The 15813-nt window shown below is 72.0% G+C and carries 19 protein-coding genes; 10 read left to right on the plus strand and 9 right to left on the minus strand.

From position 1 onward, the window contains the following. Positions 1-209 precede the first annotated feature (209 nt). From ACFCZF_RS29960 to ACFCZF_RS30000, 9 genes are all read right to left on the minus strand, one after another. Positions 210-1421 (minus strand): hypothetical protein, encoded by a 1212-nt coding sequence (locus ACFCZF_RS29960; RefSeq protein ID WP_376674282.1) that lies wholly within the window; start codon positions 1419-1421, stop codon positions 210-212. Further along, positions 1421-2083 carry an RNA polymerase sigma factor gene (locus ACFCZF_RS29965; protein WP_376674283.1) on the minus strand — a complete coding sequence of 221 codons (663 nt, stop codon included), beginning with the start codon at positions 2081-2083 and terminating at the stop codon, positions 1421-1423. Before ACFCZF_RS29965 ends, ACFCZF_RS29960 begins: the two co-directional genes overlap by 1 nt. Before the next feature lie 366 nt (positions 2084-2449). Further along, positions 2450-3256, minus strand: coding sequence for a hypothetical protein (locus tag ACFCZF_RS29970; protein ID WP_376674284.1), 807 nt, complete (start codon positions 3254-3256; stop codon positions 2450-2452). A gap of 50 nt (positions 3257-3306) precedes the next feature. Then, a complete protein-coding gene (locus tag ACFCZF_RS29975; protein WP_375922279.1) occupies positions 3307-3924 on the minus strand; it encodes an RNA polymerase sigma factor in 618 nt (205 codons plus the stop codon). A gap of 109 nt (positions 3925-4033) precedes the next feature. Next, positions 4034-4435 (minus strand): hypothetical protein, encoded by a 402-nt coding sequence (locus ACFCZF_RS29980; protein ID WP_376674297.1) that lies wholly within the window; start codon positions 4433-4435, stop codon positions 4034-4036. Between the two features lie 188 nt (positions 4436-4623). Further along, positions 4624-5031 carry a hypothetical protein gene (locus ACFCZF_RS29985; RefSeq protein ID WP_376674285.1) on the minus strand — a complete coding sequence of 136 codons (408 nt, stop codon included), beginning with the start codon at positions 5029-5031 and terminating at the stop codon, positions 4624-4626. 157 nt (positions 5032-5188) lie between these two features. After that, a complete protein-coding gene (locus tag ACFCZF_RS29990; RefSeq protein WP_376674286.1) occupies positions 5189-5779 on the minus strand; it encodes a hypothetical protein in 591 nt (196 codons plus the stop codon). 87 nt (positions 5780-5866) lie between these two features. After that, complete coding sequence (locus ACFCZF_RS29995) at positions 5867-6508, minus strand: hypothetical protein (protein WP_376674287.1); 642 nt, start codon at positions 6506-6508, stop codon at positions 5867-5869. A 109-nt stretch (positions 6509-6617) separates the two neighbouring features. Further along, a complete protein-coding gene (locus ACFCZF_RS30000) occupies positions 6618-8234 on the minus strand; it encodes a glycoside hydrolase family 20 protein (RefSeq protein WP_376674288.1) in 1617 nt (538 codons plus the stop codon). 269 nt (positions 8235-8503) lie between these two features. On the opposite strand from ACFCZF_RS30000, the gene ACFCZF_RS30005 reads away from it, so the two are divergent. The 10 genes from ACFCZF_RS30005 to ACFCZF_RS30050 all read left to right on the plus strand — a co-directional run bounded on the left by ACFCZF_RS30005 (position 8504) and on the right by ACFCZF_RS30050 (position 15722). Beyond that, a complete protein-coding gene (locus ACFCZF_RS30005) occupies positions 8504-9019 on the plus strand; it encodes a 2-oxo-4-hydroxy-4-carboxy-5-ureidoimidazoline decarboxylase (RefSeq protein ID WP_376674289.1) in 516 nt (171 codons plus the stop codon). Positions 9020-9199: 180 nt separating this feature from the next. Continuing rightward, positions 9200-9580, plus strand: coding sequence for a succinate dehydrogenase, cytochrome b556 subunit (sdhC, locus tag ACFCZF_RS30010; RefSeq protein ID WP_375915869.1), 381 nt, complete (start codon positions 9200-9202; stop codon positions 9578-9580). Between the two features lie 5 nt (positions 9581-9585). Continuing rightward, the gene (locus tag ACFCZF_RS30015; protein ID WP_121748811.1) at positions 9586-10074 is read left to right on the plus strand and encodes a succinate dehydrogenase hydrophobic membrane anchor subunit; all 489 of its coding nucleotides are present in this window, start codon (positions 9586-9588) and stop codon (positions 10072-10074) included. Between the two features lie 19 nt (positions 10075-10093). Continuing rightward, positions 10094-11848 (plus strand): succinate dehydrogenase flavoprotein subunit, encoded by a 1755-nt coding sequence (gene sdhA, locus ACFCZF_RS30020; protein ID WP_376674290.1) that lies wholly within the window; start codon positions 10094-10096, stop codon positions 11846-11848. Further along, a complete protein-coding gene (locus tag ACFCZF_RS30025; protein WP_376674291.1) occupies positions 11848-12621 on the plus strand; it encodes a succinate dehydrogenase iron-sulfur subunit in 774 nt (257 codons plus the stop codon). The genes sdhA and ACFCZF_RS30025 overlap by 1 nt, the downstream gene beginning before the upstream one ends. Positions 12622-12786: 165 nt before the next feature. Then, entirely contained in the window at positions 12787-13407 is a 621-nt protein-coding gene (locus tag ACFCZF_RS30030; protein ID WP_376674292.1) for a Uma2 family endonuclease, read from the plus strand. A 41-nt stretch (positions 13408-13448) separates the two neighbouring features. Further along, on the plus strand, positions 13449-13859 hold the full coding sequence (locus tag ACFCZF_RS30035) for a VOC family protein (RefSeq protein WP_121748806.1): 411 nt from the start codon (positions 13449-13451) through the stop codon (positions 13857-13859). A 102-nt stretch (positions 13860-13961) separates the two neighbouring features. Continuing rightward, on the plus strand, positions 13962-14369 hold the full coding sequence (locus ACFCZF_RS30040; protein WP_376674293.1) for a hypothetical protein: 408 nt from the start codon (positions 13962-13964) through the stop codon (positions 14367-14369). Positions 14370-14373: 4 nt separating this feature from the next. Continuing rightward, positions 14374-14910, plus strand: a complete 537-nt coding sequence (locus ACFCZF_RS30045; RefSeq protein ID WP_376674294.1) for a thiol-disulfide oxidoreductase DCC family protein — start codon at positions 14374-14376, stop codon at positions 14908-14910. An 11-nt stretch (positions 14911-14921) separates the two neighbouring features. Further along, positions 14922-15722, plus strand: a complete 801-nt coding sequence (locus ACFCZF_RS30050; protein WP_376674295.1) for a TetR/AcrR family transcriptional regulator — start codon at positions 14922-14924, stop codon at positions 15720-15722. Positions 15723-15813 lie beyond the last annotated feature (91 nt).

Raw genomic sequence — 15813 nt, forward strand, 5'->3', positions numbered from 1 at the left:
GGGGGGGGAGGGGGGGGGGGGGGGGGGGGGGGTGGGGGGGGGGGGGGGGGGGGTGGGGGGGGGGGGGGGGGGGGGGGGGGGGGGGGGGGGCCCCCCCCCCCCCCCCCCGCCGAGGTGCACGAGCCGTAGGTACGGGGGGAACCCCGGCTCGGTGCGAAAGCCGATGACCAGTCGGCTCACTCATTACTGCGCCACGGCGGCCGAAAGTGTCACACCCCGGGTGAGGAAACTCCTGCCACCCCGGAAAAGTGCAGGTCAAGGGGGAGGTGACCGGCGGTGGCCGACGTGTGCGGCAGGTACGTCGGCCGCTGCTGCGGCAGGGGCTCGAAGGCCGAGGGGGCGTGCGGACCGTGGTGCTGCCCGGCGGGCGGGGCTATGTGGTGGCCGTCGTCGTCATCGTCCTTGCCGCCCTTGTCACCGCCGCCCTTCTTTCCGTCTTCACCGCCCTTGCCGTCCCGGCCCTCTTCGCCACCTTCGCCGTCTTTGTCGCCCTTGCCGGTCCTGTCGTTCCTGTCGTTCCTGTCGCCGGAGTCCTTCCTGGTCTCCCGGTCCCGGTTCCCCTCTGCCGACTCGTCGGAGTCCCTGCCACCGCCGCGGTCCTGGGCGGTGCCGTCGGTCCCGGCGAGGAGGTTCCTGCAGTACTTCCCGACCCGCGACGAACCCCCGGCCGCCTCCTTCAGGGCGCGCCGACGGGAGCCGTCGAGTCCCTTGCCGGCGCGTACGTCGCGGCAGGACGCGGCGAGGCCCGGCCGTCCGCCGCCGGATGCCCGGCCGTCGGCGTCGGCGTCGGCGTCGGCGTCGGTGTCGCCGTCCTCGGCCGTACCGCCGTCCTCGTCGACCCGCGCGCTGCCCCGGTCCGGCGCGCCGGGCGTGGGGCTGCCCGGCACCGACCCGCCCCGCACGCCGTCCAGCGGCGAGGGGGAGGCGAGCGGCCGGTCGGGGGACGCGGCGGCCGAGGCGGTGGCGGCGGGGTCCGGCCGGGTGTCGTCGAACGGCGTCGGCAGGGCTCCGGTTCCCGCGGCCACCGCCACTCCGCCGATCATGCCGACGGTCAGCGCGGCGGCCAGCCCGAGGCGCAGGGGGCGACGCCGGCGCAGGCGCCGGTCTCCGTCGCCGCGCGGGCCGATACGGACCAGTCCGGCATCGGAGGGCGGCGTCGGGGTGCCCTGTCCGAGGGCGGCCGACGTCTCCCCCGGCGGATCGGCCCGCTCGGCGCGCACCTTGCGGAAGGCGGCCAGCGCGGCCGCCTCGCCGGGGAGTTCCTCGCTGGTCGGCACGGGTGGGGCGGAGAGGGCGGCCAGGGCCCTGGCCAGTCGTTCGGCCCGTTCGCGGGCCGCGGGGTCGACAGCCTCCAGTGACTCTCCGCGCAGCAAGAGTTCCGCCGTTTCGCGGTCCAGCCACCTGTCCTGCTCGTCGGCCATCACATGTCCTTCTGCGTCCGCGCACGCGTATGCGTCACACTCGCGGACGTCACCGCGCGGCCGCGCGGTTCTCGCTGGGGCGGCAGGGCGTCGAGCCCGCCGCCCGATTCCGGATCGCCGCCGAGCAGTTCGGCCAGACGCTTCAGGCCGCGGTGCGCCGCCGTGCGGACGGCACCGGGCCGTTTGCCCAGCGTCTCGGCCGCGCTCTTGGCGTCCAGGCCCACCACCACGCGCAGGACGACGGCCTCGGCCTGGTCCTGGGGCAGCCGGGCGATGAGGGAGAGAGTGCTGTCGGTGGCCAGGGCATCCATGGCCTCGCTCGCGGTGTCGGACTCGGCGGGCTTGCCGGTCAGCTCCGTCTCGTCGCCGCCGATCGCGGGCCGGCGACCCCGCATGCGGATGTGGTCCAGGGCGCGGTTGCGGGCGATGCGGGCGGCCCAGCCGCGGAACCGGTCGGCGTCGCCGTCGAACCGTTCGAGGTCACGGGCGATCTGCAGCCAGGCCTCGGACGCCACGTCCTCGGCGTCCGGATCGCCGACCAGTGTCCGCACGTATCCGAGCAGCCGCGGATGCACGGCGCGGTACACAGTCCGGAACGCGGTCTCGTCCCCGCCCTGTGCCGCACGCACCGCGGCGGTCAGCTCCGCGTCGTCCCCCAGCACCGAACGCGCCTCTCTTTGCGCCTGAGCCGGTGCCGCTCTCGCGGACCGGGTACTCGCCGTCGTGGTTTCTCAATCGATGGTCGCGGTGGCCTACCGCTCACGTGATGCGGGAGGGAAGACCCCCGCTGGTCGGCGCGAATGGCACGTTACGTCTTGAAACCGCCGCTCGTCCATGTCCCCATCCCATTGCCGTACAAGCTGCAACTAAGCCGTGACGCAGCGAGGTGTGACAGAAAACGCAGTCCCGGCGCTGTAGGGAGTACGGGCCGCCGCGCGGCCCGTGCCGCGCGACGGCCGGGGCCTCTCCTGTGGGGGGTGGCGGCCCCGGCCGTTGCCTTGGCCGCCGCGATCGCCCCTGTTGCGAGGCTACTTGGCCTTGCCGTGAGCCCGGTCCGCGCGCTCCGCGTTCCCGTCCTCGCCGCCCTCGCCCCTCCCGCTGCCGCCACCGTTCGCGTTGCCGTCCGACCGTTCCCGCCGGGCCGGGTCGGCCGCCCCGCTCGGCTCGTTCCCGTCGATCGCGGCGCTCGGCCGGGCCTGTGGGGGGTGCCGCTCGGCGCAGTAGGCGGTGACGTTCTCCGCACCGCCCGCCGCCGCGACCAGCCGCTGCCAGGCCGTGGCGTCCAGCGCCTTGCCGCGGCCCTCCAGCCGTTCGTAGGCGCGGCAGTGGGCGTCGGTGTCCCGGGCGGTGGCCGGGCGGTCCGGCGGGGCGGACGCGCCGGCCGAAGCGCCGGGGGACGTGGTGGCGGGGGACGTGGTGGCGCGGCTCGGGGCGGGGACCGGACGGACCGCGGTGCCGTCCGTGGCGACGGACGGGCGCGTACGTTCCGGCCGGGCGGCGTCCGTGGCGGCACCGCCCCCGCCGATCGCCGCGTAGGCGACGCCGCCCAGGGTGAGGCTCGCCAGCAGCACGGAGAACGCGGTCTTCAGCGTGCGCCCCGCGCCTGTGCCCTCGCGGGGGCGCCAGTCGTCCCGTCGGCGGGTGCGCGCGGCCCGGCCCGGCTCCGTGTCCAGGGCGGCGCGGAACGCGGCCACGGCCCGCCGCTCGCCCTCCGTGTCGAGGCGCTCCGCCCGCAGTGCCGCGGCGAGCAGCCCCTCCATCCCGGGGGTGTCGTGGCGGGCGGGCCGGGGACCGGTGCGGTCGCCGTCGTCGCCTTCGCCGTGCCGTGCACCCATGTCCGCCTCCGTTCCCGCTCGGTCCGCCGGGGCGCCGCCGTCGGGGCCCGTCATGTCGACTCCCCCAGCGTCCTGGGCGCGTCTTCCGTCACACCGTCGACGCCCAGCTGCCGTGCCAGCCGCTTCAGACCCCGGTACGTCGCCGTGCGCACCGCGCCCGGCCGCTTGCCGAGGACACGCGCGGCGGATGGTCCGTCGAGGCCGACGACGACCCGCAGCAGCACGGCCTCGGCCTGGTCGCGCGGCAGTCCCGAGACCAGGGCCAGGGCCGCCTCGGTGGACAGCGCCTCCAGTGCCTGGTCGTGCGTGGAGTGCGGGCCGGGCAGGTCCAGGACGTCCTGTTCCAGCGCCGTCGGTCTGGGCCGTACCTTCTGGCGGCGCAGGTGGTCCAGTGCCCGGTGCCGGGCGATGGTCGCCGTCCAGCCCCGGAAGCCGGCCCCGTCGCCCTTGAAGCGCCGCAGGTCGCGCGCTATCTCCAGCCACGCGTCCGCCGCGACGTCCTCGGCGTCGTCCCCGACGAGTCCGCGCAGGTAGCCCAGCAGGCCGGGCTGCACCAGCCGGTAGGCGACCGCGAAGGCGGCCTCGTCACCTTCCTGGGCCCGCGCGACGGCCGCGCCCAGTTCCCCGTCGTACGCCTGTACGCGGCGGGCTTCCCCTCGCTGGCCCAAGAACCGTCCTCGTCCGTACCGAGTTCTCCGCGCGCTCGGCTGAGCCCGCCCCCACGGTCATCAGCGTCGGCGCGCACGGAAGTGTCACAGGGTGTGGTCCTGACGATGCTCACCGCACGGCGGGCCGCACGCGCCGGGGTCGCCCGTGCAGCGTCAGGTAGAAGGTGTGCAGCGACTCCTCGGGGCCGCCGCCCGCCAGGCGGTTGTGCACTCTGCCCAGCGGGTTCCAGACGCGCCCGTCCGGCATCCGTACGCCGACCGGCTGACCGAAGTACGCCCGCTGGTCCGGGTCGAAGTCCATCCACACCGCGCCCGCCCGGCGCACGAGCACCTCACCGACGTAGGCCCCCAGACCGAGCAGCGTGCCGCGCGCCCGCTCGTGGTCGGCGCCTCCCTTGCGCAGCCCGTCGACCAGGAAGTCGACGATGCGCAGGCTGGCCGGGGAGTAGTCCAGCGGCAGCCGGGGGCCGGCCGCGACACGGCCGACGAACGCCGCCGCGCAGGCCCGCATCTCGCGGGCACGCGGTATGCCGCCGCCCACCTCGCCCCGCTGCTCCACCCGGACCACCCACCCCTTCGCTCCGCGAGGGGAGGCCGGCACCCACGGCCCGGCTCCCCGCTGATCCAGCGGACCGGGCGCCCCGGGTGTCACAGGTACGCGGCCGCAGAACCGTTTCTGTACGGTTCCCGGCCGGCCCGTCACCCGTCCGTCGACGCGTCCCGGCACAGCAGCCGGAGCGAACCGTCGCCGGCGAAGCAGCGGCGGGCCTCGTCGATCGGGTCCCACAGCCGGCCGTCGGGTGTGCGGACCCAGTGGTCGCCGCCGGTGGCCCACCACTCGCCACCGGTCTGACGTGCGATCACCTCACCGGCATAGGCGCCGAGTCCGCGCAGCGCGTTCTCCACCGCGGCGTACGGTGCTCCCTCGCGCCGGATGCCGTCGATCACGCGATCGACGCGCCACAGACTCTGCGCCGAGTAGTCCAGTCGCAGCCGGGCGCCCTCGCGCATCGTGGCTACCGCGTCCGCCGCCCACCGCACCGGTTTCGCGGCGGCCGACGGCCGGTTCTCCTGCTGGGTCGTCAATCCGCTGGTCACAGTCGTCACAACCGCTAGAGCGCCGCCGGACGGAGTTTCGTCACAGGCGAACCCCGGCCGTTCCGCAACCGGCGCAGGACCGCCCCACCTCCACCACGTCCGCCGCACCGCCGCCGCGCGTTCCCCGCACGACGGTCACAGGCGGGCCCTGGGCCACGCCCTGTGGTCAGCCCCGTCCGCGCGCCCGGCGGGACACCACCGCGCGCAGCACCCGACGCCCCTCCGTGGAGACCTCAAGGGCCCGGCGCAGCCCGGCCGGACCGTGGCCGGCGAGCACTTCGAGGACGGTGACCTGGCGGCGCAGTTCGGCGGCGACGAGCGGTGACAGCCCCTCCGCGGGGTCCTGAGGGCGGTCCTGAGGGCGGTCCTCCCCGCGGACGTCGTCGGCCTCGGTGGCGGCGTCCGTCGCGGGGTCGAGGAGCCGGTGGATGCGGAGCGAGGCGACGGAGCAGGCGTCGGCCCACGCCCGTATCGCGGCGCCGGAGCACTCGGCCGGCGCCGCGGCCAGCATCCGGCGGGCCAGGAGCACGGCCTCGTCCTCGCCGTCGGCGTCGGGACCGGCGAGCTTGTCGCGCACCTGCGCCAGTGCCTGCCCCCAGTCGGGCCCGTCACCGGCGTCGTCCGCGAGGGTCGCCCACAGGGGTCTGAGGACCTCGTCGCCGCCGTCCAGCAGCGGAACGCAGCGGTCCAAACAAGCCAGTCCGCTCCCGGCGAGTCCGCGTGCGTCGGCCCGCGCGATCAGTTCCACCAGGCTCATCCGGTGCCTCCCTGTTCCTACCGCCTCGGCCCGCTCACCACCACGGAGCCCGCACTTCCCCTTACTGCGTGCGACGGGCCGGGAGTGTCACAGCGGCACCACGCCGAGCCGGTCGAGGAACCGAAAGAAGAGGTTTTCGGCCACCGGCCCGGCGTCGGCGAAGGTGACGGCGACGGCGTCGGCGTCGGCGTCGGCGTCGGCGTCGGGACCGGAGCCGCCATCGAGATCGGCTTCCGGGTCGGCGTCGAGACCGGACCCGACGTCGGGACCGGACCCGGGACCCGCGCCGGGGTCGGCCGACAGAACCTCCGCCAACTCCCCCGCGCTCGCGGTGCGCCCGGCCTCCGCGGCCCAGGCCACCGCACGCTCGGCGGCGTCGCGGGGCTCCAGGAAGTAGTCCTCCAGGGTGAGCCCCTCCTTCTCCGCGCCGAGGTACCCGGCCATCGCGGACCGCGCCAGGCACGTCGTCCACGCCCCGCTCTCGGGCGCCGCCGCCTCCACGACCACGCAGTCGCTGTCCATGACGTACCCGAACAACGCGGGCGCGCCGGTCTGCCCGGCCAGGTCGTTCATGTTCCCGACGTCCCCGTCGCCGCCAGGGAACTCCCACACCTGCCAGCCGTCCGGTGCGGACAGGCGCAGGGTCATGTCCGCGGCGCCGGGCAGCGCGTCCAGCTCGGCGAGCGGCCGCTCGGCGCGGCCCACGACGAAATACCCCCAGTAGCCCATGTCCCGGTCCCCCCGGCGTGTCGGTTCGGCTCGCCCAAAGACCACCACAGCCGTACGGGAGTTCGCAGCCGTATCGGACAATCCGCGCGGGGCCCGGGGGCGCGCGGGATCAGTCGAGCCGGTTCGCCAGCGCCCTGAAGTCGGCCCAGGACAGCTCGGGCTTGTCCGGGTCCCACAGCTTCTGGACCGTCGCCGCCAGCGGGAGCCGGATGCCGTCGGCGACCTGCGCCTGCGTCTGGGCGCTGGGGATGTCGCCCCAGACCGCGAAGCTGCCGCCGAGGATCTGGTCGTCGTACTTCGCGTCGACCGCCGTGGTGCCGCGCAGGACACGCGGGGTCCACTGCTCGTAGATGCGCTCGCCGGTCGGGTAGACGAAGGTCTGCGGCTCGCCGAGCACGTAGTAGAGGAACTCGTCGTTGTAGTTGAGGACGTCGCGGCCCTCGCTGAGGTACTCGGTTGGCTGGCGGGCGCCGATCTCCTTGCCGGTCCAGTAGGCGACCTTGATGTCCTTCAGGGGCTCGACGGACGTGTCCTTGAAGAAGCCGTCGTTCCAGGCGCGCGGCGTGCGGTCGTGGGCCATGACCGTCTTGGCGCGGTCGTTGAGCCAGCCGGTGGTGAGGTCGGCGACGGTGGCGCCGGAGCCGTAGGCCTCGCGGGCGGCGGCTGCCAGGTCCGGGTAGGACGCCTCGGGGTCGGACACCACGAGCGCCTGGTACTCGTCGGCGCCCAGGTGGAACTGCGACCCGGGGAAGAGGTCGGCGTACTCGTTCAGCAGATCGTCGACGATCTCGGCGGCCTCCGGCTCGGAGATGTCGATCGCGCCGCGCGTGGGCGTGCCCTGCGCGTTGCGCAGCTGGAGGTCGGGATGGGCGGCGAGCACGGCGCCCAGGTGTCCGGGCGAGTCGATCTCGGGGACGACGGTGATGTGCCGGGACGCGGCGAGGTCGATGATCTCCTTGACCTCGGCCTTGGTGAGGTGGTCGTCGGAGACGATCTCGGGGTGCGAGTCGGACTCGATGCGGAAGGCCTGGTCGTCGGAGAAGTGCAGGCCCAGCTCGTTGAACTTCAGGTCGCCCAGCTCGCGTATCCGGTCCTTGATCCAGTCGGCGTCGTAGTGCTTGCGCGCGATGTCGAGGCTGAAGCCGCGCCGCGGTTTGGCCGGCTCGTCCCGCACGACGCCCTCCGGCGCGGTGCCGCCGCCGTCCACCGCCTGCTTCAGGGTGCGGGTGCCGTAGTAGACGCCGGCCTCGGCCGGCCCGGTGACGGTGACGCGGCCGTCGCGCACGGTCATGGTGTACGACTCGGAGCCCGCGCCCTTGTCCGCCTTGACGTCGAGGAGCACGTCCCCGGCGCGCTCGTCGTCCTTCTCCCCCGCGTACGTCAGCCCCAGCTCGCCGGCTATCAGGCGCCCCTCGTCGGCGAGTCCGGCGTCGGCGACGACGACGCGGTGCGCCTTCTCCGGCTGCCAGCCGGGGCCGCGGGCCGCGGTGTGGTCGCGTACGGCGGGTATCGTGCGCGGCTCCTTCGACAGCGCGTAGGAGCGGCTGGGGCTGGGCGCGGCCGCCTCCGGGGAGGACCGCGCGGCCGAACCCGCGGGCCCGCCGTCGCCCTCACCGTCGGTGGCCCACAGGCCGACTCCCACGCCGAGCGCGGCGACCACCGCACCGGCGATCACGGCTCGCTGCCTCACCTGGTTCGCCGGCGTCCGGCGTCCGTGCTGGCTCACAGCGCCAACCTACGGCCGTGAGCTCCACCATGCGTCCACCACATGTTCTGAAACTCTCCCGTTCGGGTGAAATTCGGGCACTGGACGGACACGCGAAGCCGTCACTCGATAACGTGACGCCACATCTTTTGCACAATCCCCTGCCGACACACACGTGACTCCCACGAGGACCCACGCTGCCTGCGCACCGTCTCCCAGACCTCCCCGGCCGAGTGGCCATACCGGTACCGGCGCAAACCACCCGCGCCACACCGGTAACGGCCTCCTCCTTGGCGCGCTTCAACGCCGCGTCCACCGATGAGGCCATCCACACGCTCCTGACCTGCCTGAACAGCCACCACTGGGCCCACCGCCTCGCCTCCCACCGCCCCTACCCGGACCTGCCGTCCCTGCTGGCCGCGGCGGACGAGGCGGCGTACGACCTCTCCCCGGACGACCTGACGGAGGCCCTGGCGACAGAGGTACTGCCACCCCTCCCCGAGGACACGTACGCGGCGGCCCACACGGCCCTGAGCGCGGCGACCGCGGCCTACGAGCGCCGTTTCGGACACGCGTTCGTCATCTGCCTGGACGGCATGCCCGCGAACGAGGCCCTGGACCACGTACTGGCAGGCATCCGGTCACGATTGACAAACGATCCGGACGAGGAACGCCTGGTCGCCCTCGAGGAACTGCGCCTCCTGACAAGAGGCCGGCTGACCCGACTTCCAGGGGCGCGGGGAACTGCGCGACCAGCCACCGACCACCCGCGCCCGGCAAACCACCCAAACCCCCCACCCCAGTAGCCACCCCGCACGAACCCCACTGCTCCTTTGAGTGCAACTTTGATCACACAGGCAGGCCCCCCGTAAGCACCACAGGCAACCGTCGCTACGATGCTGGGGGCCGGTGGACCGTACCCGGCCGGGCCCGACCGACAAGGAAAGCCGGCGCGGCCCCAATCCCCGCTCCCGGAGGAAACTTCCGTGCCGGCTGGAACGCTGTACCGCGGCCGGGAAGGAATGTGGTCCTGGGTGGCTCACCGAGTCACCGGCGTCCTCATCTTCTTCTTCCTGTTCGTCCACGTGCTGGACACCGCTCTCGTCCGTGTGTCCCCCGAGGCCTACGACACCGTCGTGGCCACGTACAAGTCGCCGATCGTCGCGCTGCTGGAGTACGGCCTCGTCGCCGCCATCCTCTTCCACGCGCTCAACGGCCTGCGCGTCATCGCCGTCGACTTCTGGGTCAAGGGCGCCCGCTACCAGAAGCAGATGCTCTGGACCGTCGTCGGCCTGTGGGTCGTGCTGATGATCGGGGCGATCTACCCCGTCCTCGGCCACGCCGCTCGTGAAGTGTTCGGGAGCTGACGCAGATGTCCACCACTGAAACCACCGCCTCCGGCATCGGCCCCGTCGAGGGCGCCGGCGCCTCCGCCTACACAGTGGACAACCCGGCGCCGCTGATCGAGCCGCCCCGCAAGCGGACCAAGAAGTCCCCGAAGTCCACGCGCGGCAACTTCGAGATGGCCGCCTGGCTCTTCATGCGCCTGTCCGGCGTGGTGCTGGTCGTCCTCGTCATCGGGCACCTGCTCATCCAGCTGGTGCTGGACGGCGGCGTCTCGAAGATCGGCTTCGCCTTCGTGGCGGGCCGCTGGGCCTCGCCGTTCTGGCAGGTCTGGGACCTCCTGATGCTCTGGCTCGCGATGCTGCACGGCGCGAACGGCCTGCGCACGGTCATCAACGACTACGCGGAGCGCCCGAACACCCGGCTGTGGCTCAAGGGCCTGCTCTACACCGCCACGGTGTTCACCATCCTGCTGGGCACGCTGGTGATCTTCACCTTCGACCCGAACATCCGCTAGGCACGGGGCTGCGAAAATCATGAAGGTACACAAGTACGACACCGTCATCGTCGGCGCCGGTGGCGCCGGCATGCGCGCGGCCATCGAGTCGACGAAGCGCAGCCGCACCGCCGTGCTGACGAAGCTCTACCCCACCCGCTCCCACACGGGCGCCGCGCAGGGCGGCATGGCCGCCGCGCTGGCCAACGTGGAGGAGGACAACTGGGAGTGGCACACCTTCGACACGGTCAAGGGCGGTGACTACCTGGTCGACCAGGACGCCGCCGAGATCCTGGCGAAGGAGGCCATCGACTCGGTCCTCGACCTGGAGAAGATGGGCCTGCCGTTCAACCGGACGCCGAACGGCACCATCGACCAGCGCCGCTTCGGCGGGCACTCCCGCAACCACGGCGAGGCGCCGGTCCGCCGCTCCTGCTACGCGGCCGACCGCACCGGTCACATGATCCTCCAGACGCTGTACCAGAACTGCGTCAAGGAGGGCGTGGAGTTCTTCAACGAGTTCTACGTCCTGGACCAGCTGATCACCGAGGTCGACGGCGTCAAGAAGTCGGCCGGTGTGGTCGCCTACGAGCTGGCGACCGGCGAGATCCACGTCTTCCAGGCGAAGTCCGTGATCTACGCGTCCGGCGGCACCGGCAAGTTCTTCAAGGTGACGTCCAACGCGCACACGCTGACCGGTGACGGCCAGGCGGCCGTGTACCGGCGCGGGCTGCCGCTGGAGGACATGGAGTTCTTCCAGTTCCACCCGACCGGCATCTGGCGCATGGGCATCCTGCTGACGGAGGGCGCCCGCGGTGAGGGCGGCATCCTCCGCAACAAGGACGGCGAGCGCTTCATGGAGAAGTACGCGCCGGTCATGAAGGACCTCGCCTCCCGCGACGTCGTCTCCCGCTCCATCTACACGGAGATCCGCGAGGGCCGCGGCTGCGGTCCCGAGGGCGACCACGTCTACCTGGACCTCACCCACCTCCCGCCGGAGCAGCTGGACGCCAAGCTGCCCGACATCACGGAGTTCGCGCGGACCTACCTCGGCATCGAGCCCTACACGGACCCGATCCCGATCCAGCCCACCGCGCACTACGCCATGGGCGGCATCCCGACCAACGTCGAGGGTGAGGTCCTGCTGGACAACACCACCGTCGTTCCGGGCCTGTACGCGGCCGGCGAGGTCGCCTGCGTGTCCGTGCACGGCGCCAACCGCCTGGGCACCAACTCGCTGCTGGACATCAACGTCTTCGGCAAACGGGCCGGTATCGCGGCGGCGGAGTACGCGCAGAAGGCGAACTTCGTCGAGCTGCCGGAGAACCCGGAGTCCCTGGTCGTCGAGCAGATCGAGCGGCTGCGCTCCGCCACCGGCACCGAGCGGGTGGCGACGCTCCGCCGCGAGCTGCAGGAGACCATGGACGCCAACGTCATGGTGTTCCGCACCGAGCAGACGATCAAGACGGCCGTCGAGAAGCTCGCCGAGCTGCGCGCCCGCTACAAGAACGTGTCGATCCAGGACAAGGGCCGGCGGTTCAACACCGACCTGCTGGAGGCCGTCGAGCTGGGCAACCTGCTCGACCTGGCCGAGGTCATGGCGGTGTCCGCGCTCGCCCGCAAGGAGTCGCGCGGCGGTCACTACCGCGAGGACTTCCCCAACCGCGACGACGTCAACTTCATGCGCCACACCATGGCGTACCGCGAGGTGGGCGACGACGGCGCCGAGTCCATCCGGCTCGACTACAAGCCGGTCGTCCAGACCCGCTACCAGCCGATGGAGCGTAAGTACTGATGGCTACCCCTGTCATGGAGAAGAGCGACAAGGCCCCCGAGCCCGGCTTCGCCGACTCCCCTTACATCACGGTCACCTTCCGCGTCCGCCGGTTCAACCCGGAGGTCTCGGCCGAGGCTAGCTGGGAAGACTTCCAGCTGGAGATCGACCCGAAGGAGCGTGTCCTCGACGCGCTGCACAAGATCAAGTGGGACCTCGACGGAAGCCTCACCTTCCGCCGTTCCTGCGCGCACGGCATCTGCGGGTCGGACGCCATGCGGATCAACGGCAAGAACCGGCTCGCCTGCAAGACGCTGATCAAGGACATCAACCCCGAGAAGCCGATCACGGTCGAGGCCATCAAGGGCCTGACGGTCCTCAAGGACCTGGTCGTCGACATGGAGCCGTTCTTCCAGGCGTACCGGGACGTGATGCCCTTCCTGATCACGAAGGACACCAACGAGCCGACGCGCGAGCGCTTCCAGACCGCCGAGGACCGCGAGCGCTTCGACGACACGACGAAGTGCATCCTGTGCGCCGCCTGCACGTCCTCGTGCCCGGTGTTCTGGAACGACGGGCAGTACTTCGGCCCGGCGGCCATCGTCAACGCCCACCGCTTCATCTTCGACTCGCGTGACGAGGCCGGCGAGCAGCGGCTGGAGATCCTCAACGACCGCGACGGCGTCTGGCGCTGCCGCACGACCTTCAACTGCACGGACGCCTGCCCGCGCGGTATCGAGGTCACCAAGGCGATCGCGGAGGTGAAGCGGGCGCTCATCACGCGCCGCTTCTGACTCCGTCGGTGTACGCCGGTTCACGGCCGCGAGGGCCCCGTTTCCCCTGGAAGCGGGGCCTTCTGGCATATGCCACACGATGTAGCGAACCCATCGGCAACGGGACGCGCGGGTGTTCTCCGTCCTACGATGATGGCCTCGACACCAGCCCCTAGGAGGCACGCGATGTCCGCAGCATCCGTCGAGCTGCCCCACGGCGAACTACCGCTGATCGCGGAGGCGAACCACATCATGGACCGGCTCCCGGGCTACCGCGTCGAGATCATCGGAGGACAGCTCCTCGTGACCCCGCCACCGGACGGCCCGCACGCCGTAGTTCTGACCGACCTCATTCTGCCCTTCGCGGCCGCAGGCCTTCACGGCCCGGATTCGAAGGTGGTCCAGGGCATCGGCCTCTGGCTGCCCACCGACGCCGAGGACTACGCGGTTCCGGACCTGGCGATCGTGGACGCCGACGCCGACGACCACCTCATCGAGAACAACTGCTACGACCCGGTCTGCTTCCGTCTCGTCCTGGAGGTCACCTCCAGCAACTGGAAGAACGACCTGAAGACCAAGGTCACCGCCTACGCCGCCGCCATGGTCCCCGTCTACGTGATCGTCGACCGCAAGCACCAGCGCCTCCACGTCCTCACCGACCCCGACTGCGCCGACTACTCCACCCACCGCGTCCACTCCCCCGGTGAGACCGTCACCCTCCCCGACTCCCTCGGCGCCCAGGTCACGCTGGACGTCGCCGAGATCCTTGCCGCCGGACGGCCGAAGAGCGCGCCCGACGAGGGCTGACAATCAGCCGTTCCAGGCGATGACCGTCCTAGCCTGACGTCATGTCAGATCATGAGTCGTACGAACTGCTCGGGTTCGACAACGTGCTGCTGCCCGTCGGGGACCTCGGTGCGGCCGTCGACTTCTACGAGCGGGCCGGCTTCCCGGTCGCTTTCCGGCTCGACGAGGCCGGGATCGCCCTGCTCAAGGCCGGGGGCGAGACGCCAGGCATCCTCCTGCGGGCGGAGGAGGAGTTCGGGCAGCGCCCTCCGCTGTGGCCGTCCGCGCGGGTGTGGCTGGAGGTGGCGGACGCCCGCACGGCGGCCCGGGCGCTGCGCGACGCCGGAGTGGCGCCGCTGGACGAACCCTTCTCCGTCGCCACCGGCTGGACCGTCGAGTTCGCCGACCCGTGGGGCAACGTCATCGGGCTCACGGACTACTCCAAGCGTCCGGAGCTCGGCCGCCGGCCGTAGCCGGGTGACGCGGACCACTCACTCAACGAGTTGAACACGTTCAAAAGCAGGTCTACAGTCACTCCTGTCAGCGTTTTGAACGCGTTCAAGAAGGGGTGGGGCATGGACCGCACCGTCATCGCCTACGTCATCTACCTGGTCGTCAGCATCGGTCTGACCGTCTGGGTGGCCCGCACGCTCAGCCGCAACGGCCGGGTCTTCCTCGCCGACGTGCTGCACGGCAACGAGAAGCTCGCCGAAGCCGTCAACCACCTCCTGGTGGTCGGCTTCTACCTCGTCAACCTCGGCTTCGTCACCCTCTACCTCAGCGGTGACGACACCATCGCCGACACCCGCGGGATCTTCGAGGCCCTGTCGACCAAGCTGGGCGTCGTGCTGCTGGTGCTCGGCGTGATGCACCTGGGCAACGTGTACGTGCTCAACCGGATCCGGCGGCGCGGGATGATGGAGCGCGAGCAGGTTCCGCCGGTCCCGCCGCAGGGCTGGGTGGCACCGACGGCCGGGGCCTAGGCCGATGGCGTCCGCTCCCACGACGGCCGGCGCCCCCGTGCGCCGGCTCACCGTCCTCTACGACGCCGAGTGCTCCCTGTGCACCCACGTACGGCACTGGCTGCTGCGGCAGCCGCGGCTGGTGCCGTTGGAGTTGGTCCCGGCCGGGTCGGACGAGGCGCGCCGGCGGTTTCCCGGCCTCGACCACTCCGTCACCCTCGACGAGGTCACCGTCGTCGGTGACGCCGGGCAGGTCTTCCGGGGCGCCGCCGCCTGGATCGTCGTCCTGTGGGCGCTGCGCGAGCACCGCGCGCTCGCCCACCGGCTCAGCACGCCCACCGGGGCGTTGCTGGCCCGGGGAGCCGTCCTGGCCGCCGCCAAGTGGCGGGGCGGGCAGCGCCAATGGGGCGGCAACGGGTACCGCCGGGCCGACATTGACGGGGGCGGCGCGAAGCGCCTCGGTGAGGGGCGGTGGTCGGGTGACGGGTGGGTCTACGAACCGGGCCGCGGGTGGATCTACATCGGACCCGGCTGCGACGACGGCACCTGCGCCACTCGTTAGGCTCTCGTCCTGTGCCTGCGAAGAACGACGGCCCCGACGACGGAGCCCCCCTCAGCAAGTCCGAGCAGACCCGCGCGCTGATCCTGGAGACGGCCATGCGGCTGTTCCAGGAACGCGGTTACGACCGGACGACCATGCGGGCCATCGCCCAGGAGGCCGGGGTCTCCGTCGGCAACGCGTACTACTACTTCGCCGGCAAGGAGCACCTGATCCAGGGCTTCTACGACCGGATCGCCGCCGAGCACCAGGCGGCGGTCCGGGAGGTGCTGGCCCGGGAGACCGACCTGGAGGCACGGCTGGCGGGCGTGCTGAAGGTCTGGCTGGACATCGCGACCCCGTACCACGAGTTCGCGGTGCAGTTCTTCAAGAACGCGGCCGACCCGGACAGCCCGCTCAGCCCCTTCTCCCCGGAGTCGGAGCACGCGCGCGTGGAGGCCATCAGGGTCCACCGCTCGGTGCTGGCCGGCACGAAGACCAAGGTGCCCGCGGAACTGCGGGACATCCTGCCCGAATTGATGTGGCTCTCCCAGATGGGCCTCGTCCTGTACTGGATCTTCGACCGCACGGAGGGCCGCGAGCGGAGCTACCGCCTCGCCGAACGCGGCGCCCGGCTCACCGCGCGTGGTGTCGTCCTGGCCCGCTTCCGGGTGCTGCGCCCGCTGGTGCGCGAGGTGCACGAGCTGTTCAGGGACTTCCTGCCCGGGATGACCAAGGCACTCCCGGACCCGGCGAAGAAGGCGGCGCCCTCCGGGGACGCCTCTGGGGACGCCTCTGGGGACGCCCCGAAGGACGCCCCCGGGGAGGGCCGCTAGGGGCAATGCCGTTCGGTTAGTCGTCTGGCGGGCTTGGCGATGCGTTGATCTCGATGTGGACGGCGGTTCTGTGGGTTCGATGGTCGGTGTT

It is taken from the genome of Streptomyces sp. NPDC056296 (assembly GCF_042268605.1).
Classification (GTDB): Bacteria; Actinomycetota; Actinomycetes; order Streptomycetales; family Streptomycetaceae; genus Streptomyces.